The organism is Streptomyces sp. NPDC052301 (assembly GCF_044593395.1).
Lineage (GTDB): Bacteria > Actinomycetota > Actinomycetes > Streptomycetales > Streptomycetaceae > Streptomyces.
This window is the reverse complement of sequence record NZ_JBIUBE010000003.1, coordinates 581,092-600,700: the sequence shown is the minus strand read 5'-3', so window position 1 is coordinate 600,700 and position 19,609 is coordinate 581,092. Positions and strand designations below refer to the sequence as shown.

Genomic DNA, 19,609 nt, shown 5'->3' with positions numbered 1-19,609 from the left:
AGTTTTCCGGCAGAGGGCGGACCGCTCAGCGCGCACTCCGGGCCGGCGCGCGCACCCCTTGCGCCGTGCGGCAGCTCAGACGGCCACCGGCGCGCACAGGGCCGCCAGTTCGTCCATCGACAGCCCGAGCGCCCCGGCCAGCGCGGCCACGGTGAAGAACGCCGGCGTGGGTGCCCGCCCCGTCTCGATCTTGCGCAGCGTCTCGGGCGAGACGTCGGCCGCGGCGGCGACCTCGACCATGCTCCGCTCGCCGCGCGCCTCACGCAGCAGCCGTCCGAGCCGCTCGCCGCGTTCACGCTCTTCGGGAGTGAGGGGGGTGCGCACCATGGGCCCCATTCTAATACCGCCCCCTGCCCGCCCCGCCGGACCGCACCCACCCTCTTCCCATTCAAATACCGGTATAGTAATTGGCATGGTGGAACTGAAGACGGACACATCACTCGACGCGATGCACGCCGCGGGCCAGGTCGTCGGCCGCGCCCTGACGGCCGTACGGCAAGCCGCCCGGGTGGGCGTCTCGCTGCTGGAGCTGGACGAGGTCGCGCGGGAGGTGCTGCGCACGGCCGGGGCGACCTCGCCGTTCCTCGGCTACCGGCCCTCCTTCGCCCCGACGCCCTTCCCCGCGGTCATCTGCGCATCGGTCAACGACGCGATCGTGCACGGCGTGCCCAGCCGGTACCGCCTCCGCGACGGCGACCTGCTCTCCGTCGACTGTGGCGCCGAGCTGGACGGCTGGGTCGGCGACTCGGCGATCAGCTTCCCGGTGGGCCGGGCGCGCCCGGCGGACCGGCGCCTGATCGAGACGGCCGAGCGCGCCCTCGCCGCCGGCATCGAGGCGGCCGTCGTGGGCCACCGCATCGGCGACATCGCCCACGCCGTCGGCCGGGTCTGCCGCACGGCCGGCTACGGCATCCCGCAGGGCTTCGGCGGGCACGGGGTGGGCCGCCGGATGCACGAGGACCCGGAGGTCCCCAACGAGGGCCGTCCGGGCCGGGGCCTGCCGCTGCGCCCGGGCATGGTCCTCGCCATCGAGCCCATGCTGATCGCGAGCGGCAAGGACGACTACCACGAGGCGGGCGACGGCTGGACCCTCAGGACGAGCGACGGCTCCCGTGCAGCCCACGTGGAGCACACGGTGGCGGTCACGGAGCACGGCCCCCGGATCCTGACGGCACGCGTGCCGTCGGGATGACGCACCTCCCCGCCCCGTGGGCGAACATGCCACCCCCCACGGATCGTGCCATCGTGGGCATGAGCACCCCACCCCCGGGTTACCCGGCGGAGCCAGTCTTCAGCGAAGGAACGGAACGCCATGACCAACGGCTACCCTCCTGACCCCTTCGGCGAATTCCTGGCCCGCTTCTTCAGCGGGGCCGCCGGCGGAGCCCGGAGCCCGCGTCACATCGACATCGGCCGGCTGCTCAGTCAGCCGGCCCGGGAGCTGGTCAGAGGGGCCGCCGTGTACGCCGTCGAGCACGGCAGCCGGGACCTGGACACCCAGCACCTGCTGCGCGCGGCCGTGGCCAGCGAGCCCACCCGGAGCCTGCTGAGCCGGGCCGGCGCGGACCCCGACTCGCTCGCGACGGAGATCGACGACCGGGCGGGCCCGGCCCAGCACCCGCCGGGCGAGGCCCCGCCGCCGACCTCGCTGTCGCTGACCCCGGCCGTCAAGCGCGCCCTGCTGGACGCGCACGACATGGCCCGGGCCAGCGGCGCGGGGTACATCGGCCCGGAGCACGTGCTGAGCGCGCTGGCCGCGAACCCGGACTCGGCCGCGGGGCACATCCTGAACGCGGCCCGGTTCTCGGCCGGCTCCCTGCCGCCCGAGGCCCCGGAGACCACCCAGATGCGCCCGGAGCGGCAGCGGGCCACCGGCACGCCCACGCTGGACAAGTACGGCCGCGACCTCACCGAACTGGCCCGGCAGGGCGGGATCGACCCGGTCATCGGCCGGGACACCGAGATCGAGCAGACCATCGAGGTGCTGTCGCGGCGCGGCAAGAACAACCCCGTCCTCATCGGGGACGCGGGGGTCGGCAAGACGGCCATCGTCGAGGGTCTCGCCCAGCGCATCGTGGACGGCGACGTCCCGGACGTGCTGGTGGGGCGCCGGGTCGTCGCCCTGGACCTGACCGGGGTGGTGGCCGGCACCCGGTACCGGGGCGACTTCGAGGAGCGCCTGAACAACATCGTCGAGGAGATCCGCGCCCACTCCGACCGGCTGATCGTGTTCATCGACGAGCTGCACACCGTCGTGGGCGCGGGTTCCGGCGGCGAGGGCGGCGCGATGGACGCCGGGAACATCCTCAAGCCGGCCCTCGCCCGGGGCGAGCTGCACATCGTGGGCGCGACCACGCTGGAGGAGTTCCGCCGGATCGAGAAGGACGCGGCGCTGGCCCGCCGGTTCCAGCCGATCCTGGTGCCCGAGCCGACGGTCGAGGACACGGTCGAGATCCTGCGCGGGCTGCGCGACCGCTACGAGGCCCACCACCAGATCCGGTACACCGACGAGGCGCTGGTCGCGGCCGTGGAGCTGTCGGACCGGTATCTCACCGACCGGCGGCTGCCGGACAAGGCGATCGACCTGATCGACCAGGCGGGCGCCCGGGTACGGCTCGGCGCCCGGACCAAGGGCACCGACGTGCGGGCGATGGAGCGCGAGGTCGACCAGCTCGTCCGGGACAAGGACCAGTCCGTCGCGGACGAGGACTACGACCGGGCCAAGGAGCTGCGCGACCGGATCGGCGAGCTGAAGCAGCGGATCGCCGAGGTGAGCGGCGACGAGAAGGCCGACGAGGGGCTCGACCTGGAGGTGACGGCCGAGGCCATCGCCGAGGTGGTGTCCCGGCAGACCGGCATCCCGGTCAGCCGGCTCACCCAGGAGGAGAAGGAACGGCTGCTCGGCCTGGAGGAGCACCTGCACCAGCGGGTGGTCGGCCAGGAGGAGGCCGTCGCCGTGGTCTCGGAGGCAGTGCTGCGCTCCCGGGCGGGGCTCGCGAGCCCGCGCCGGCCGATCGGCAGCTTCCTGTTCCTCGGCCCGACCGGCGTCGGCAAGACCGAACTGGCCCGCGCGCTCGCCGAGGCGTTGTTCGGCAGCGAGGACCGCATGGTCCGGCTGGACATGAGCGAGTACCAGGAACGGCACACCGTCTCCCGGCTGGTCGGCGCCCCGCCCGGGTACGTCGGCCACGAGGAGGCCGGCCAGCTCACCGAGGTGGTGCGCCGGCACCCGTACTCGCTGCTCCTCCTCGACGAGGTGGAGAAGGCGCACCCGGACGTCTTCAACATCCTGCTCCAGGTGCTGGACGACGGCCGGCTGACCGACTCCCAGGGCCGGACGGTGGACTTCACCAACACGGTCATCGTGATGACCAGCAACCTCGGCTCCGAGGCGATCACCCGGCGCGGTGCCGGGATCGGGTTCGGGCCGGGCGGGGCGGACGCGGACGAGGAGGCGCGCCGGGAGCAGATCCTGCGCCCGCTGCGCGAGCACTTCCGGCCCGAGTTCCTCAACCGCATCGACGAGATCGTGGTCTTCCGGCAGCTGACGAGCGAGCAACTGCGGCGGATCACCGACCTGTTGCTGGAGGGCACCCGGCGACTGATGGACGGCCAGGGCGTCACGGTCGAGTTCACGGACGCGGCCGTCGACTGGATCGCCGAGCGCGGCTACCAGCCGGAGTACGGCGCCCGGCCGCTGCGCCGCACCATCCAGCGCGAGGTGGACAACCGGCTGTCCCGGCTGCTGCTGAACGGCACGATCTCCGAGGGCAGCCGGGTGACGGTGGACGTCACGGACGGACGGCTGGACTTCCGCCCCGAGGAGGCCCGGCCGCCCGCACCGGAGTTGTGAGACCCGCGGTGGGCCCTACGGCGCCGGGTCCACCACCATCGCCGAGCCGCCGCCGCGCCGTACCTTCTCGGCGGCGGCAAGCCACTTCCCGCCCGGCAGGCGCTGCACACCGGTCGCCGCGCCGATCTCCGGGTTGAGCGAGAAGGAGTGCCCGATGGCCTCCAGCTGCTTCCTCAGGCCGGAGTCGTAGAGCGCCGGTTCGAGTTCCGTCTTCGCCGCGTTGCGCTGGCTCGCGCGGGGTGCGGCGATGGCGTCGACCAGCGGCAGATGCCGGTCGAGGAACCCGGTCAGGGTCTGCAGCACGGTGGTGATGATGGTCGCGCCGCCCGGCGAACCGAGCGCCACCACCGGCCTGTTGTTCCGGTCGAGCACGATGGTCGGCGAGATGGACGAGCGGGGCCGCTTGCCCGGGCCCGGCAGGTTCGGGTCGTGCACGGCCGGGTTGGCCGGGGCGAAGGAGAAGTCGGTCAGCTCGTTGTTGAGCAGGAAGCCCCGGCCGGGCACGGTGATGCCGCTGCCGCCGGTCTGCTCGATGGTGAGCGTGTACGAGACGACATTGCCCCACTTGTCGGCGACGGTCAGATGGGTGGTGTTCTCGCCCTCGTACGTCGTGGGGGCCGCCGTACCGCCCTTGCCGCAGGCCGCCGGCCGGCGCGGGTCGCCGGGGGCGAGCGGGCTGGTGAGGACCGCGTCGTCCTTGATCAGGCAGGCACGCGAGTCGGCGTACTTCTGCGACAGCAGCTGCCTGGTGGGGACGTCTTCGAAGGCGGGGTCGCCGACCCAGCGTCCGCGGTCGGCGAAGGCGATGCGGCTCGCCTCGATGAAGTGGTGCAGGTACTGCACCTCGCTCGCCTCGGAGAGATCGGTCTTCTCCAGGATGTTGAGCGCCTCGCCGACCGTGGTGCCGCCCGAGGAGGACGGGGCGATGGAGTACACGTTCAGGCCCCGGTACGACGTCCTGGTGGGCGCCTGGAGCTTGGCGCGGTAGACGGCGAGGTCCTTCTCGGCCAGCTTGCCGGGGCGCGCGTTCCAGCCGGAAGCCGGGTCCACGGGCGGGTGTTCGACCGTCCTGACGATGTCGTCCCCGATGTCCCCGCGGTAGACGGCGTCCGTGCCCCTGCGGCCCAGCTCCTCGTAGGTGCGGGCCAGTTCCGGGTTCTTGAACGTGGAGCCGACGACGGGCAGCCGCCCGTTCGGCAGGAACAGCTTCGCGGTGTCCGGGAAGTAGCGGAACCGGGTCTCGTTCGACGCGGTCTGCGAGCGGAAGGTGTCGTCCACGGTGAAGCCGTGGCGGGCGATCCGCTCGGCCGGCTGCAGGACCGTGCCGAGTCTCCTCGTGCCCCACTCGTCCAGGGCCGTCTGCCAGGTGGCGGGCGTGCCCGGCGTGCCCACGCTCAGGCCGCTGCTGACGGCGTCGTTGAAGGCGAGCGGCTTGCCGTTCTCCGTGAACAGCCCGGAGTCGGCACTCTGCGGCGCCGTCTCCCGGCCGTCGACGGTGTGCACGGTGCGGGTCCTGGCGTCGTAGTAGACGAAGTAGCCGCCTCCGCCGACGCCGGCGGAATAGGGCTCGGTGACCCCGAGCGCGGCCGCGGTGGCGACGGCGGCGTCGACCGCGTTGCCGCCGTGCCTGAGGACCTCGATGCCGGCGGCCGAGGCGTCCGCGTCGACGCTGGCGACCGCGCCGCCGTAGCCCACGGCGACGGGGACCTTGGTGACCGTCTCGCTCGTCCTCGCGTCGGGCGGCGCCGCCGCTCCCACCGAGACCAAGGCGGCCGATACCGCCAGAACCGCCAGCTTCCGCGTGCCAGGACGACCCATCCGTACCTCCCGTCGGGACAGTCCGCGCAGCCTAACGAGATTGCCGTACCACCGACAGTACGCCTGCGCGCCCTGCCACACGAACGTCACAGATCGAACACCGGTGCGTACCCGGTCCCCGGGCCCGCTAGCATGCGCGGCCATGAACGACGACGTGCGCAACATCGTCCTGGGCCTGGTGGCGACGGGCATCTCCGCCTCGCTCGGCTGGCTCGCCCGTACGCATCTGTGGCGCCGCAAACTGCGGCGCAAGCAGGCGTTCTTCGGGCTGCCGGACCATGCGGAGTCGCTGCTGGTGGTCAACCGCAACGCGGGCGGCCCGGAGCTGTCGGTGATGCGGCACGACGTGTTCGCACTGCTGGAGCTCTCCGCTCTCATCAAGGACTGCAACGCCCACGCGCAGGTGGTGGCGCACGACGCCACCCGGCAGGGGTTCGGTGAGCGCACGGAGTTCTGTCTCGGCGGTCCCGCCTCGAACCGCCGGATGGAGGCCCACCTCTCCTCCCTGCTGCCGGGCGTACAGGTGAACGCCGAGGCCGAAGCCGGCCCGGAGCAGGGCAAGTTCCGGGTCGGAGGGGAGGACTACCGCATGGAAGGCGGCCGGAGCGAGTACGTCCTGCTCGCCCGGCTCACCGCGGGCGGCCGGAGCGAGGCCCGCCCGGTGTTCCTCTTCTGCGGCCAGCGGGCCGTCACCAACCAGGCCGCCACCCGCTACCTCGCCCGCCACCACGAGCGGCTGGCCCGCAAGTACGGCACGGGCTCCTTCGTGTTGCTGCTGAAGGTGGTCAACTCGCAGGCGTACGGCCCGGACGTGGTCGAGCTGGTGGCGGACGTGACGCGGGCGGCCCGGACGCCGCTGCCGGAGGCCGCGTCCGCCGACGCCGCCGCTTAGCGGTTCAACAATCTTTACTGGTACGTAACTTACCGACGGGTTACTTACAGTAAGGGGCGGCGGTTACCGTCGGGTCACTTTGCACCGACACCTGAAGGAGTGACCCATGGGAACCGGTCGCACCGCGCTGCGCACCTCCGCCGTCGGAGCCGTCTCGGCGGCGTTGATCGCCGGGACCGTCGTCGGCCTGGCCCCGGCCGCCCAGGCCGCGCCGTCCGTCCGCTTCGTGGACATCACCGGTGACGGCGGCACCGTGCTGAAGGCGAACGTCGTCACGCCCGCCGGCGCCGACGGCTCGCAGAACTACCCGCTGGTCGTGCTGCCCACGAGCTGGAGCCTGCCCCAGGTGGAGTACCTCGCCCAGGCCCAGAAGCTCGCCGACGCCGGCTATGTGGTGGTCACCTACAACGTGCGCGGCTTCTGGCAGTCGGGCGGACAGATAGAAGTGGCCGGTCCGCCGGACACAGCGGACGCCTCCAAGGTCATCGACTGGGCCCTCGCCCACACCCCCGCCGACCCGCGGCACATCGGCATGGCGGGGGTCTCGTACGGCGCCGGGATCAGCCTGCTCGCCGCCGCGCACGACAAGCGCATCAAGGCCGTGGCCGCGCTCAGCGGCTGGGCCGACCTGGTCGGCTCGATCTACTCGGGCCGCACCCAGCACGTGCAGGCCCTGGGCGTGCTCGACGGCGCGGCCACCCTCACCGGCCGCGAGAGCCCCGAACTGCGCCAGATCTTCGACAACCTGTACTCCTCGAACCTCGCCAAGGAACAGGAGATGATCGACTGGGGCAGGAAACGTTCCGTCGCGACCTATGTCGACCAGCTGAACAAGAACGGCGCCGCCGTGATGCTCGCCAACGCCTGGGGCGACACGGTCTTTCCCGCCAACCAGTACGCGGACTTCTACCAGAAGCTCACCGTGCCCAAGCGGCTGGAGCTGCGCCCCGGCGACCACGCGACCGCCGAACTCACCGGCCTGTTCGGGCTGCCCAACGACGTCTGGACGGACACCGAGCGCTGGCTCGACCACTACCTGAAGGGCACCGACAACGGCATCGACCATGAGCAGCCGGTCCAGCTGAAGTCCCGTAGCGCGGGGGGATACGAGGGCTACCCGGACTGGAAGTCGGTCGGCGCGACCCGGCGGAAGATCGCGCTCGCGGGCTCCACCACCATTCACGCGAACGTCGACTCCGGCGCGGACGGCGGGATCGTCTTCCTCTCCAGCATCCTCGACCAGGTGGCCCAGCTGCCGCCGATGGCCTCGATGCCGCTGCTGCCGCGCCGCTGGGCGGCCGTGTGGCAGTCGGAACGGTACGGCACGGCCCAGCGGGTGCGCGGCACCGCCGCCCTGCACACCACGCTCGAACCGACCGCCGAGAGCGGCACCCTCGTCGCCTATTTGTACGACGTGGGCCCCCTCGGTATCGGCAAGCTGGTCACGCACGCGCCGTACACCTGGCACGGGCGGACGCCCGGTGAGCCGTTCGACGTCGACCTGGACCTGTTCTCCACCGCCTACGACGTCCCCGCCGGACACCGTCTCGCGGTGGTGGTCGACACGGTCGACCCGCTCTACATCGAGCACAACCCGTCCGGCGCGCAGCTGACCTTCTCCTCGCCCCCGGACGACCCGTCGTACGTGTCCGTCCCGCTCGGCGAGCAGTGATCTCCGGCTGCCGCCGGACGAGCCTGGCCCGTGTGAACTGCCGCCCCCTGGGGTGCCGGGGCCTTGGGGGGCTTCCCATCCGGCCGGCGCACCACGAGAGCAGCATGCACATCCCGATGCGGTTCGGCGGAATCACCATCACCACAGGGATGAACGGCAAATCGTAGTCGAGGTTGGAGGCGATGGGCTTCCCGGTGTGGAGGAACTCCTCGCCGGCGATGAGGAAGCCGAGGGAGGTGTCCTTCGGCGCGGGCGGGAACTGCGCCTTCCGTGCACCCGGAGGGCATCCCCCCGGTGGACGCGAACTGCCTTGCGCCGACGAGGAGATGGAGGATCCGTCATCCTTACGGTCTCGATGCCGAAGCGCGCGCAGGCGGCGGCGAGCGGCGAGAGGAGGGCGAAGGGGGTGCGAGGTCCTCGCCCTCCTCGGGCAGCGGACGCCCGTCGAGCGGGACGGTGCCGGACCGGACGGCCGCGGACCGGTCGACCGTCGTGCGGAGCGTCGGCCTCCCCGGCCCCGACGGGCCGGTGACCACGACCGCCTCCCCCTCGCCGGCCGTGAGGTCGGTGTCCCCGAGGACATGCAGGTTCCCGTGGTGCGTGTTGACGTTCCGCAGTTCGATCAACGGATCGACGGCCATCCGCAGCCCTACTCACTCTCCGCCATGTCGTGGTCGCCGCAAACTATCCAGACGTCGGCGGACTTGAAGAACGACACGCACCTTTCGGGCATAAGCCGTATTTAAACCCGACGGGCGGGGCGGGTTCAGGTCTCGGCGATCTCCCCGTACAGCTGTGACAGCTCGGGCACGCCGCTCGCCGCCCACCCCTGTCCGGCGTCCACGACCTCGACCTCGCGGCCGGAGGCGAGGCGGACGACGATGTCGCCGTCGGGGCGGATCCGCCAGGCGGCGCCGGGCACCGTGCGCACCACGACCGTGCCCAGGTACAGTCCGGCGTCGTTGCCCAGCCAGGGCAGCGTCTCGGCGTCGTCGCGCCAGCGCGGGACGAGCTGGTCCAGGGCCTCCAGGGAGGCCGGGGTGTCGTCCAGGCGGACACCGGCCCGGGCCGCCTGCGAGCGGAGCAGTTCGCACTCCGACAGCAGCGCGGCGACCCCCTCGGGGTCGGCGGGGAGCCCCGCCTCACCGCGCTTCTTGTGCCGGTGGCCCAGGAACGGAAGGTTCATGGACCCAGCGTGGCATCAGACGACGAGGTCGACCACCACGGGCGCATGATCGGAGGCACCCTTGCCCTTGCGCTCCTCGCGGTCGACGTAGGCGTCCTTGACGGCCCGCGCGAACGGCTCGTTGCCGTACACCAGGTCGATGCGCATGCCGCGGTTCTTGGGGAAGCAGAGCTGGCGGTAGTCCCAGTAGGTGAAGGGGTGCTCGTACTTCAGCGGGCGGGGCACGACGTCGCTCAGACCGGCCTCGCGCAGGGAGGCCAGGGCGGCACGCTCGGCCGGGGTGACATGCGTGGAGCCCTCGAAGGCCGCCGCGTCGAAGACGTCGTCGTCGGTCGGTGCCACGTTGTAGTCGCCCAGGACCGCGAACGGGCGGCTGCCGGAGGCGTCCCCGGCGACGGCGGCCTTCAGGGCCTCGAACCACTGGAGCTTGTAGGCGTAGTGCGGGTGCTCCACCTCACGCCCGTTGGGCACGTACACCGACCAGACACGGACCGGGCCGCAGGTCGCCGACACGGCCCGCGGCTCGGTCACGCCCTCGTAGCCGGGGTCGCCGGGCAGGCCCTTGACCACGTCCGTCAGGCCGACGCGGGAGAGCACCGCCACCCCGTTCCACCGGCCGGTCGCGTGGACCGCCGCCTCGTAGCCCAGCTCGCGCAGCTGGTCGAACGGGAACTGCCCCTCGGCGATCTTGGCCTCCTGGAGGCAGAGCACGTCGGTGCCGCTGCTCTCCAGCCAGGCCAGCAGCCTCGGGAGGCGGGCGGTGATCGAGTTCACGTTCCAGGTGGCGATGCGCATGCCTCACAACCTACCCGGAGGGTGTGACAACGCCGGTGGTCACGTCAGACCTGCGCCGACGCCCCGGGCGTCAGCCGCTGGTGGTCCGTGCCGCCCAGGGCACCGATCTGGCGGTCGTAGATCGGCCGGGCCAGGTCGGTGAGCAGGGCGTCGTGGACGTCGTAGGCGCGCTGCGGCCGGACCTCACGGACGTAGTCGATGACCTCGGAGATCTTGTTCCAGGGCGCCATCACCGGGAGCATCAGCGTCCGCACCGGCCGGTCGGGGACGGTGAGCGCGTCGCCGGGGTGGAAGACCACGCCGTCGTCGATCAGATAGCCGACGTTGGTGATGCGCGGGATGTCCGGGTGGATCACGGCGTGCAGTTCACCGTGGACCTGCACCTCGAAGCCGGCGGCGGTGAAGGTGTCGCCGTGGCCGACGGTGTGCACCCGGCCCGGGAAGGCCGCGGAGATCCGCTCGGCGACCGACCGCAGCGTCCAGATCCGGGCCGCCGGATCGTGCTCCATGGCGGCCCGCAGCCGGGACTCGTCGAAGTGGTCGGCGTGCTCGTGCGTGATCAGGATCGCGTCCGCGCCGACCGCGGCGTCCTCCTCGCTGAACCCTCCGGGGTCGATCACGAGGGTCTGCCCGTCCTTCTCCAGGCGGACGCAGGCGTGGGACTTCTTGGTGAGCTTCATGCCCCGGCATCCTGCCGGACGCGGCGGCCCGCCGCCCGCGACCGCCCCGGCCGTATCACTCCGCCGGTGTGGTCTCCTCGCGGATGACCCGCTGGGCCACCCGGAAGGCGCTGTTCGCGGCCGGCACCCCGCAGTACGCGGCCGTCTGCAGCAGGACCTCCTTGATCTCGTCCGGGGTGAGGCCGTTGCGCAGCGCCGCCCGGGTGTGCAGGGCCAGCTCCTCCAGGTGGCCGCCCGCGACCAGCGCGGTGAGCGTGACGCAGCTGCGGGTACGGCGGTCCAGGCCGGGCCGGTCCCAGATCTCGCCCCAGGAGTAGCGGGTGACGAATTCCTGGAAGTCCCCGGCGAAGTCGTCGGCCTGCGCCAGCGCCCGGTCGACGTGCGCGTCGCCGAGCACCTCCCGGCGGATCTTCAGCCCGGTCCGGTACCGGTCCGGCGCCGCGGGGAGCTGCGCGGGTACGGCGGCCGGGGCGATCTCGGCGACCGGCACGGCCTGCGGCGGCGCGGCCTGCACCGGGACGGCCGGGGCGCCCGGCAGGGCCGTCTGGCCGGTGTCGAAGGGCTGCTGCCAGGCGGTGGAGAAGTGGTGCACGAGCAGGTCGGTGACGGCGGCGGGCTGCTCCACCGGGACCAGGTGGGAGGCGCCGGGGACGACCGCGAGCCGGGCGTCCGGTATGCCGGCGACCAGGGTGCGGGCCTCGGCGGGTCCGGTGACCTGGTCGTCGGAGCCGACCAGCACGAGCGTCGGCACCCCGACCCGGCCCAGCTCGGCCCGTACGTCGAACGCGGCGAGGGCTTCGCAGGCGGCGATGTAGCAGCCCGGGTCGGTGGTGCGGACCATCTGCACCGCCCACTCGGTGATCGCGGGCTGGGCGGCGGCGAACCCGCCGGTGAACCAGCGGTCCGGCGCGGTCCGGGCGATCGGGTCCAGCCCGTTCGTCCGGACGATCACCCCGCGCTGCCGGAACTCGTCGGCGGTGCCGAACCGGGGCGACGCGGCGACCACGGCGAGGGAGGCGAGCCGCTCGGGGTGGCGCAGCGCCAGCTCGAGGCCGATCGCCCCGCCCAGCGCACAGCCCGCGTAGGCGAACCGCTGCACGCCGGCCGAGTCCAGCGTGGCCAGCAGCCGGGCCGTCAGCTCGGCGACGGAACCGGCCGGCCGGGCGGGGGCGCCGCCGTGCCCGGGCAGGTCGAAGCGGAAGATCCGCCACTGCTTGACCAGCTCGGGCACCTGGCGGTCCCACATGTGCCATGTGGTACCCAGTGAGGGACCCAAGATCAGGACCGGAGCGTCTTCTGGCCCGTCAAAGCGGTATTGCAGGGTGTTCGGTGGTGTCTCACTCACGCCCCAGACCCTCTCACGTCTCACGGACGCCCCTATGACGCGGGGGTGCGGGCAACCGGTCTGACCAGGTTGAATACCTCGCGAGCTGCGTATCGCTTGAGGCATCGGATGATCTCACGGCGGGTCTTGCCCTCCTGGGTGCGGCGTTCGTAGTACGCCTTGGTGCGCGGGTCGTGGCGCAGGCGGGTGAAGACGATGCGGTGCAGGGCCGCGTTGGCCTGGCGGTCGCCGCCGTGGTTGAGCCGGCGCGTGCTCCGACGGCCGGAGGAGTACTCGATGGGGCTGACTCCGCAAAGGGCAGCAAAGGACGCCTCCGTATTCAGCCGCTCGGGGTTGTCCCCCATGGTGATCAGGAGAGTGACGGCGCTGTCCGGACCGATGCCACCGGTACGAGTAGCTGTGGGGCGTGGGCTTCGACGAGCCGGGTCAGGCGCTGGTTCAGCTCATCGATCTGCCCGGTGAACTGTTCGATGCGCTCGGCGAGCATGCACAACGTCAGGTGGGTGGCATGGGTCACCGCGTCCTCGTCTCCCCCACCGCCGGATAGGCCGAGGCGTGCGAACGTGCGGAACAGCTCGCGGTTGCCCAGGCTGGACAGCCGTTCCCGCAGGGCGGGATCGGCGATGACCAGGACGGCTTTGAGCTGGTTGATCGCCTGGGTACGGGCCTTGACCGCGGAGTCCTTGGCGAGCTTGAAGATCCGGGCGCTGTGCACCAAACCGTCGCCGGACTTGGCCCGAGCCCGGGCGCGACCGCTGAGCACGGCCCGCGCGGCGGCCTGAGCGTCGAGCGGGTCCGACTTCCCGAGCAGCCGGCGGGCCGAGCGATCGGGCCGGTTCACTTCGAACACCTGGATCTGTTGGGCCAGCAGGTAGCGGGACAGGACCGCGCCGAAGGTGCCGGTGCCTTCCACGCCGGCCCGACGCACCGTCCCCCGCTTACGGGCCCACACGAGCAACTGCCGGTAGCCGGCCGCCGTCGCCGGGAAGGACTCGGTGCTGAGGATATTCCCGAGCAGGGAGAGCACGGCGGCAACATGCACCTCGCCGTGTGTGTCCACGCCCAGGACGACCTCGCGCCGGACGGGAGGATCCGTGCTCGAGGAGGTGCTGCGCTGTCGGCTCGTCATGATGGTTCGCCTCCCACGTGACGTGCTGCTGGGGTGAATGGCACCGACCTGCTCGGGCGGTCTGAACCGTGATAGCGCCTAGAACGCGGCAAGGCCCCTATTGGGACGCGCCCTGTGGCTCGGTACCGGCAGACGCCATCCCGCAACGGCAGTCGACACGCCTGTGACTGGACACTTCGGTCATAGATCTCATGAGTCAGACCCCCGCCCGGGACGGCAGGGTGCAACCGTCCCACTGATGTCGGTCCAACTGCATGACTCGATCACTGCCGGACGACTCTGTCTGAACCGGCCCTCAACCTGGCTTGGTCGGGGTGACGCGAGTCGACTTCCCGGCCACCCGTGACCGGCATTGACGGACAGCCGTGGGCCGCCTTATCGGCAATCAGTTGTCGTGTTTATGGCACGAATCGGCCCGTGGCCGACACCGCGGCCAACGACTCGCGATCGTGCGTGGCCATGGCTTGACCGCACGCCTGACCGAGCGGGGGGACTGGGGCGGCCTCTGGCGACCGTGATCGGGCTTCACGCCGTACGGGCCTTAATGACTGCGCCAGGGCTCAACCGGGAAGCCGACATCACCATCTTCTCTGGCCGGACGACCGCCATCACCGCGCGTGCGGGCCAGATTTTGCCCTGGCGAAGGGTCGGTATTCGAGAGGCGCAGTAACCCGGCGGTTCGTCGCGCGGCCAGCCGAGTAGAGCTGGCTGCGATTGCGGAGCCGAGGCAGCGTCGTAGTCGCGTTCAGTGGCACCGATGCTGATCGTGGCGTGGTGGTGACCGTGCGGAGCCGTGGGAGCCATGGGGGTCGGTGAGCTTCGTCGTGATCACGGGACCCTCTGGCGTTCCAGATTGGCTGGCAAGCAAGATCGTGTCGTAGGTCAGCACCTCCTCGGAGATCGGCGATGCAGGGCAAAGTGGTACCTCCGCTCGGACCCAGCTACTGTCGAAAGCGCCTGGAGGTCTAATTCGGCACATTTCGGCCATCGTGGCCCCGGCCTCATTTGTTGGCCGGCCCGGCCGCTGTACGGTCCCAGACCGCGGGAGTCGTGATGACCGCACTCGCCTACATCGTCCACGTCGCTCCGTCGAAGCCGGCGGTGTCCGACGACCTCCCACCGGGCGAGGATCGGCGGATGTGGTCCCCGACATCGTCGACGCTCATCTACGGCGAACGTGACGCGGTGCTCGTGGACCCGTTGCTGACCGTGGACGAATCGCGCCGCCTGGCCGACTGGGTCGCCGCGCAGGGCAAGAACGTCACCACGATCTTCGTCACGCACGCGCACGGCGACCACTTCTTCGGGGCGCCCGCAGTACTCGACCGCTTCCCACAGGCCCGGCTGGTCGCCGCACCGGACGTCGCGGCCCACGCTGGGGCGCAGTGGGGGTCCGCCTGGTTCGACGGGTTCTGGCAGCCCCGCTTCCCTGACCAGCTCCCCGACCGTCACCTCGTCCCCGAGCCGCTGCCCGACGGCCGGATCGAGTTGGAGGGCGAGGAACTGCGCGCGATCGAACTCGGTCACACCGACACCGACGGCACGAGCGCCCTGCACGTGCCCTCCCTCGGACTGGTGGTTGCCGGCGACGCCGTCTACGGCGACGTCCACCTGTACCTCGGTGAGGCCAAGGGTGACGGCACGGAGCACTGGCTGCGCGCCCTGGACGTGATCGAGGCACTGCGCCCGAGCGCCGTGGTCTCCGGCCACAAGCGCGACGGCGATCCGGACAGCCCCGACGACGTGAGGCGGACCCGCCGCTACATCGAGGACTTCACGGCCGCGGCGGCGACGGCCAACGACCACACCGACCTATACACGTCGATGCTCCGCCTTTATCCCGACCGCGTGAACCGCGGCGTGCTCTGGAACTCGGCCAAGACCGCGCTCTCCTGAGGATTCCCGGCGCCGCCCTCGGCCCCGCTCCGGTCTGGAAACGGGTACGCGTGCGGCGTGAAGGCGCCGCTCATGGACCCGCGGCCGAGAGGCGTCCGCGTGCATCTGTTGCCGAGCGGCACTTCGCACCTGGGCAGGATCATTCGGTCGAGAGTCAGCTGACCGGTCGGCGTTGACGGGCAGTCAAGGAACCACCGAGGTGGACGCAGAGCCGGCAGCTTCGGACGGCGAGCGGCTCCCCTTCAAGATGTGCAGCGCAGTTCACGACCAGCGCCTGCGTTGCCACCGTTGTTTACGTGAGGCGTTCGTGAAGGTCGGCTTGCGACTGGTTCTGGGTGGCGGCCCAGGTGGCCAGGAGACGGAGGGCGTCGGCGCTGGGGCTGTGGGGGACGGCGGTGTAGATCACGAGTGTGAGGCTGGGGTCGGAGTCCAGGGACATGGTCTCGAAGTTCAGCTCCAGGTTTCCGACGGCTGGATGATGAATTTTCTTGGGTCCGGTGCGGTGTTGCCGGACGTTGTGGTCTGCCCAGCGTTTCCGGAAGATCTCGCTGCGGGTGGACAGCTCCCCGATGAGGTCGGTGAGGTCCTTGCTGTAGGGGTTTCGGCCGGCCTCCCCACGGAGCATTGCGGCGACGTCGTTGGCGGCCTTGTCCCAGTCGGGGAGGAAGTCGCGGGCGGCTGGGTCGAGGTAGATGAACCTGGCGATGTTGGCGGGGCGGCGCGGGCCAGCGAGGAGTGGGGCGTACAGGGCCTGTGCCAGGTCGTTGGCGGCCAGCAGGTCCTGGCGGTCGTTGTGGATCCATGCGGGTGCGTCCGTGATGGCGTCCAACATGTACTGCAGGGCGGGCCGGAGGCGCTTCGCCGCGGTGCGGCGGCGGGCCCTAGTGGGCGGGGAGGTGTGCCGGGCGAGGTCGAACAGGTACTGGCGTTCGGCGTCGTCGAGGTGGAGGGCGCGGGCCACGCCGTCCAGGACGCTGTCGGAGGCACCCGAGAGATTGCCTCGCTCCAGTCGCACGTAGTAGTCGACCGACACACCGGCCAGCATCGCGACCTCTTCACGGCGCAACCCCTTTACCCGCCGGTGGCCGCCGTAGGCGGGCAGTCCCGCCTGCTCGGGGGTGATGCGGGCCCGGCGGGAGGCCAGGAACTCCCTGATCTCGGCTTGGTCGTCCATCTCTCCACGGTAAGCGAGCCCCCTTGGGCGAGACAGGTACTGCCATTACCTGCAACACCAGGCACTGCCACCTGTAGGGGAAGCAGGGTTTGCTGGAGGTGGCTGTTCAGGGCGGCCGGCGCCGACGCATCGGCGACACCGCCAGCCGCCAGTCACCAGCGGCGGCCGCCTCCGACCCGGGAAAGTGATCATGAAGCAGACGGCTCTTGGACATTCCGAAGTATCCGGCATCGGCCTGCGCGCGATGGACACGTCTTCCCGCCCCGCCGACGGCGGCAGCGGCACGCGCTACATCGTCATCGGAGCGGGAGCGATCGGCGGAACCATCGGGGCGCGGATGGCTGAGGCAGGGCACGAAGTGGTCCTGGTCGCAAGGGGCGCGCAGTACGCGGCGCTGAAATCGGGCGGCCTGCGCTTCCGCGCCCCCGACGGCGAGCGCGTCCACCGACTCCCCGTCGTCGACGCTCCGGAGACGTTGGGCGCGTTGCGCGCCACGGACGTGCTCGTGCTGACCGTCAAGACACAGGACTGCGAGGGCGCCCTGAACACCTGGGGCCAGGCACCGGTGGAAGGCGGCGGCACGGCCGCGGAACGGCTTCCCGTGGTGTGCGCGCAGAACGGCGTCGAGAGCCAGCGGATCGCCCTGCGCCGCTTCCGCCACGTGTACGGCGTCTGCGTCTGGCTGCCGGCAACCTTCGTCGAACCAGGGGTCGTCTCCGCGTCGGGCGCTCCGCTCAGCGGCATCCTGCACCTCGGGCGGCACCCCCATGGCACCGATGACACCGTCCGCCGGATCGCCGCCGACCTGGAGACAGCGCGCTTCGAAGCCCCCGTGGTGCCAGACGTGGCGCGCTGGCAGTACGCCAAACTGCTGGGCAACCTCGCCAACGCGATCGACGCGTTGAGCGGGCCGGTCCCAGGTGACGGAGGCCGGCGACTGTACGCACAGGTGCGCACCGAGGGCGAAACAGTACTCGATGCCGCCGGCATTCCGTATGCGAGCGCGCAAGAACAGCACGACGCACGCGGCGCCAAGGTCCAATGGGCCCAGGGAGGCGGTGGCTCCTCCTGGCAGTCCCTGGCTCGCGGCACGGGCACGATCGAGGCCGACTTCCTCAACGGTGAGATCGTCCTGCTGGGCCGGCTGTACGGCGTCCCGACCCCCGTGAACGAACTCCTGCAACGTCTGGCCACCGAGTTCGCACGGGACAAGCGCCCCGCCCGGTCACTACCGGTCACCGATCTGCTACGACTCGCTGACGAGGCGGTGGACGCGGCCCGGGTCCGCGGCGGAACACATGCCCCACAAGACCGCCCGGCGCGCGCTTGAAGTCGGCGTTCCGCACGGCTCGGCGCAGCGGTGCGCCGAGGCCATCCACAGAAGGCGGGTCCCGGTTGCGAGGCAGGTACTGGCGTTACCTGGAAGGCCAGGCACTGCCACCGGACAGCGAAACGAGATTCCCTGGAGACGGCTGTTCGCCCGATGACATCTGGTGCAAACCGTGACATGGGGTGTCCGAGCAGCAGCGCCGCCCGCAGCGTGTCGCAATCTGCGGCGGCCGTATCCGCCCACTCCAAGAAAGTCATCATGAAGCACACCACTTTGCGAGATCTGCAGGTCGCCCGTATCGGCCTGGGCACGATGGGCATGTCCTCCTACTACACCGGCGCCGGCAGCGACGATGCCGAATCCGTCCGCACCATCGCGCGGGCCCTCGACCGGGGCGTCACCCTGATCGACACCGCCGAGGTCTACGGCCCTTACGTCAACGAGGAACTCGTCGCCAGGGCGCTGGCGGGCCGCCGTGACGAGGTCGTGCTGGCCACCAAGTTCGGCCTGATCTCGCACGCCGCACCGGAGCGGGGCACCCATGTCCTCGACAGCAGCCCGGCCACCATCCGTGCCGCTGTCGAGGGCTCCCTCAAGCGGCTGCGTACCGACCACATCGACCTGTACTACCAGCACCGCATCGACCCGGACACGCCGATCGAAGACGTGGCCGGCACGGTCGCCGAGCTGGTGCAGGAGGGCAAGGTCGGGCATCTCGGCTTGTGCGAGGCCGGCCCCGAAACGATCCGTCGGGCCCACGCCGTACATCCGGTGACCGCGGTCCAATCGTCGTACTCGCTGTGGAACCGTGAGGTCGAGGAGCGCGTGCTGCCCACGCTGCGGGAACTGGGTATCGGTTTCGTGCCGTACTCTCCGCTCGGCCACGGCTTCCTCACCGGCACGATCCGCTCCCCCGAGCAGTTCGCCGAAGACGACTGGCGCCGGACCAGCCCCCGCTTCCAGGGGGAGAACTTCTACCGCAACCTGGCTCTCGCCGACGAAGTCCGGGCGGTCGCCGACGAGGTCGGGGCCACGCCCGCCCAGGTCGCTCTGGCGTGGCTGCTGGCCAAGGGCGAGCACATCGTCCCGATCCCAGGAACCAAGCAGGTGACGCGAGTCGAGGAGAACGTCGCCGCCGACGGCGTCGCACTCACCCCGGAACAAATGGCCACGCTCGACAGCCTGCCTCCAGCTGCCGGCAGCGCCGAGAACGACGAGGCCAGGCAGCGGATCGAGCGCTGACACACTCGCAGCGCCCCGGCCGGCGCAGCCGGCACCTTCGACGATCGGTCGGCAACTGCCGCTACTTCACCGCGGATCCAGGCCGTCCCGGCCCGCAGGGGACCACCGTCCCACAGCAGCCATGCGCACACACATCGTCGTCTCCTTCAGCTCCCGCAAGGACAGCCTGCGGGGTGCGCCCCTCACCTAGCATGACCTGCGCGACCATCCAGGTGATGCCCTGTCAGAGGACGCAGCCGTGGGTGCCCGTCCGAAGCCGAGTTGGCGGGCGGTATCGCGGCGGATCCGTTTACCTGCGACTTCGCCCTCGGCCGGCACATGCCGCTTCTTCGGACTCAGACGTATCCGCAGACAGTGGGGCTCTTGTACGGTCCCGGAAACCGACCGCAGTCGGTGCGGCGCTGCCGCGGCCGTGGCTGAAGCCGGTTGCAGCGGCAGCGATCAAGCCGGTGACGGGCCCAGCTATGGACATCGCCCGCGCCCGCGGCTTTCGGAGTCTCCTTGGGTCTTGGGCGTTCCAGCAGCTCAGGGCTCTTCTGGCTTGCCCACAGGGTGGTGTCTGTCCACGCATGGGCCATGCCGGAAGCGCCCCGGATT

Annotated in this window: 16 protein-coding genes and 1 pseudogene; 7 read left to right on the top strand and 10 right to left on the bottom strand. The window is 71.0% G+C overall.

Features of this window, described 5'->3' with window-relative positions; genetic code table 11:
* Window positions 1–75: 75 nt before the first annotated feature.
* Window positions 76–327 (bottom strand): helix-turn-helix domain-containing protein, encoded by a 252-nt coding sequence (locus tag ACIHEJ_RS09955; protein ID WP_400133695.1) that lies wholly within the window; start codon window positions 325–327, stop codon window positions 76–78.
* An 85-nt stretch (window positions 328–412) separates the two neighbouring features.
* Between ACIHEJ_RS09955 and map the strand changes: the two genes are divergently transcribed.
* Together map and ACIHEJ_RS09945 are read left to right on the top strand one after the other, a co-directional pair.
* Window positions 413–1,192, top strand: a complete 780-nt coding sequence (map, locus tag ACIHEJ_RS09950) for a type I methionyl aminopeptidase (protein ID WP_400133693.1) — start codon at window positions 413–415, stop codon at window positions 1,190–1,192.
* Window positions 1,193–1,312: 120 nt separating this feature from the next.
* On the top strand, window positions 1,313–3,853 hold the full coding sequence (locus tag ACIHEJ_RS09945) for an ATP-dependent Clp protease ATP-binding subunit (protein ID WP_400133691.1): 2,541 nt from the start codon (window positions 1,313–1,315) through the stop codon (window positions 3,851–3,853).
* A gap of 15 nt (window positions 3,854–3,868) precedes the next feature.
* On the opposite strand, the gene ggt is transcribed toward ACIHEJ_RS09945, so the two are convergent.
* Entirely contained in the window at window positions 3,869–5,671 is a 1,803-nt protein-coding gene (ggt, locus tag ACIHEJ_RS09940) for a gamma-glutamyltransferase (RefSeq protein WP_400133690.1), read from the bottom strand.
* A gap of 142 nt (window positions 5,672–5,813) precedes the next feature.
* Here ggt and ACIHEJ_RS09935 point away from each other — a divergent pair, with 142 nt between their 5' ends.
* Together ACIHEJ_RS09935 and ACIHEJ_RS09930 are read left to right on the top strand one after the other, a co-directional pair.
* On the top strand, window positions 5,814–6,563 hold the full coding sequence (locus ACIHEJ_RS09935) for a hypothetical protein (protein WP_400133688.1): 750 nt from the start codon (window positions 5,814–5,816) through the stop codon (window positions 6,561–6,563).
* A 106-nt stretch (window positions 6,564–6,669) separates the two neighbouring features.
* Window positions 6,670–8,235 (top strand): CocE/NonD family hydrolase, encoded by a 1,566-nt coding sequence (locus ACIHEJ_RS09930; protein WP_400133686.1) that lies wholly within the window; start codon window positions 6,670–6,672, stop codon window positions 8,233–8,235.
* A gap of 84 nt (window positions 8,236–8,319) precedes the next feature.
* Here the strand turns inward: ACIHEJ_RS09930 and ACIHEJ_RS09925 are convergent.
* From ACIHEJ_RS09925 to ACIHEJ_RS09895, 7 genes and pseudogenes are all read right to left on the bottom strand, one after another.
* Window positions 8,320–8,488, bottom strand: a pseudogene (locus ACIHEJ_RS09925) (amino acid ABC transporter permease); the annotation flags it as partial.
* A gap of 513 nt (window positions 8,489–9,001) precedes the next feature.
* Window positions 9,002–9,421 (bottom strand): DUF6278 family protein, encoded by a 420-nt coding sequence (locus tag ACIHEJ_RS09920; RefSeq protein ID WP_400133684.1) that lies wholly within the window; start codon window positions 9,419–9,421, stop codon window positions 9,002–9,004.
* Window positions 9,422–9,436: 15 nt separating this feature from the next.
* Window positions 9,437–10,216 (bottom strand): exodeoxyribonuclease III, encoded by a 780-nt coding sequence (locus tag ACIHEJ_RS09915; RefSeq protein WP_400133682.1) that lies wholly within the window; start codon window positions 10,214–10,216, stop codon window positions 9,437–9,439.
* 44 nt (window positions 10,217–10,260) lie between these two features.
* Window positions 10,261–10,896 carry an MBL fold metallo-hydrolase gene (locus ACIHEJ_RS09910; RefSeq protein ID WP_400133680.1) on the bottom strand — a complete coding sequence of 212 codons (636 nt, stop codon included), beginning with the start codon at window positions 10,894–10,896 and terminating at the stop codon, window positions 10,261–10,263.
* 55 nt (window positions 10,897–10,951) lie between these two features.
* Window positions 10,952–12,241: a 4-carboxymuconolactone decarboxylase gene (gene pcaC, locus ACIHEJ_RS09905; protein WP_400133678.1), complete on the bottom strand. Its 1,290-nt coding sequence runs from the start codon at window positions 12,239–12,241 to the stop codon at window positions 10,952–10,954.
* A gap of 32 nt (window positions 12,242–12,273) precedes the next feature.
* Window positions 12,274–12,585 carry a transposase gene (locus tag ACIHEJ_RS09900; RefSeq protein ID WP_400133676.1) on the bottom strand — a complete coding sequence of 104 codons (312 nt, stop codon included), beginning with the start codon at window positions 12,583–12,585 and terminating at the stop codon, window positions 12,274–12,276.
* Between the two features lie 5 nt (window positions 12,586–12,590).
* A complete protein-coding gene (locus tag ACIHEJ_RS09895) occupies window positions 12,591–13,370 on the bottom strand; it encodes a transposase (protein WP_400133675.1) in 780 nt (259 codons plus the stop codon).
* A 1,053-nt stretch (window positions 13,371–14,423) separates the two neighbouring features.
* On the opposite strand from ACIHEJ_RS09895, the gene ACIHEJ_RS09890 reads away from it, so the two are divergent.
* Window positions 14,424–15,266, top strand: coding sequence for an MBL fold metallo-hydrolase (locus ACIHEJ_RS09890; RefSeq protein WP_397641628.1), 843 nt, complete (start codon window positions 14,424–14,426; stop codon window positions 15,264–15,266).
* 292 nt (window positions 15,267–15,558) lie between these two features.
* On the opposite strand, the gene ACIHEJ_RS09885 is transcribed toward ACIHEJ_RS09890, so the two are convergent.
* Entirely contained in the window at window positions 15,559–16,440 is an 882-nt protein-coding gene (locus tag ACIHEJ_RS09885) for a helix-turn-helix domain-containing protein (protein ID WP_400133673.1), read from the bottom strand.
* Between the two features lie 244 nt (window positions 16,441–16,684).
* Here ACIHEJ_RS09885 and ACIHEJ_RS09880 point away from each other — a divergent pair, with 244 nt between their 5' ends.
* Both ACIHEJ_RS09880 and ACIHEJ_RS09875 read left to right on the top strand, forming a co-directional pair.
* Window positions 16,685–17,770, top strand: a complete 1,086-nt coding sequence (locus ACIHEJ_RS09880) for a ketopantoate reductase family protein (protein WP_400134021.1) — start codon at window positions 16,685–16,687, stop codon at window positions 17,768–17,770.
* Window positions 17,771–18,028: 258 nt separating this feature from the next.
* Window positions 18,029–19,012, top strand: coding sequence for an aldo/keto reductase (locus tag ACIHEJ_RS09875; protein WP_391853747.1), 984 nt, complete (start codon window positions 18,029–18,031; stop codon window positions 19,010–19,012).
* Window positions 19,013–19,609 lie beyond the last annotated feature (597 nt).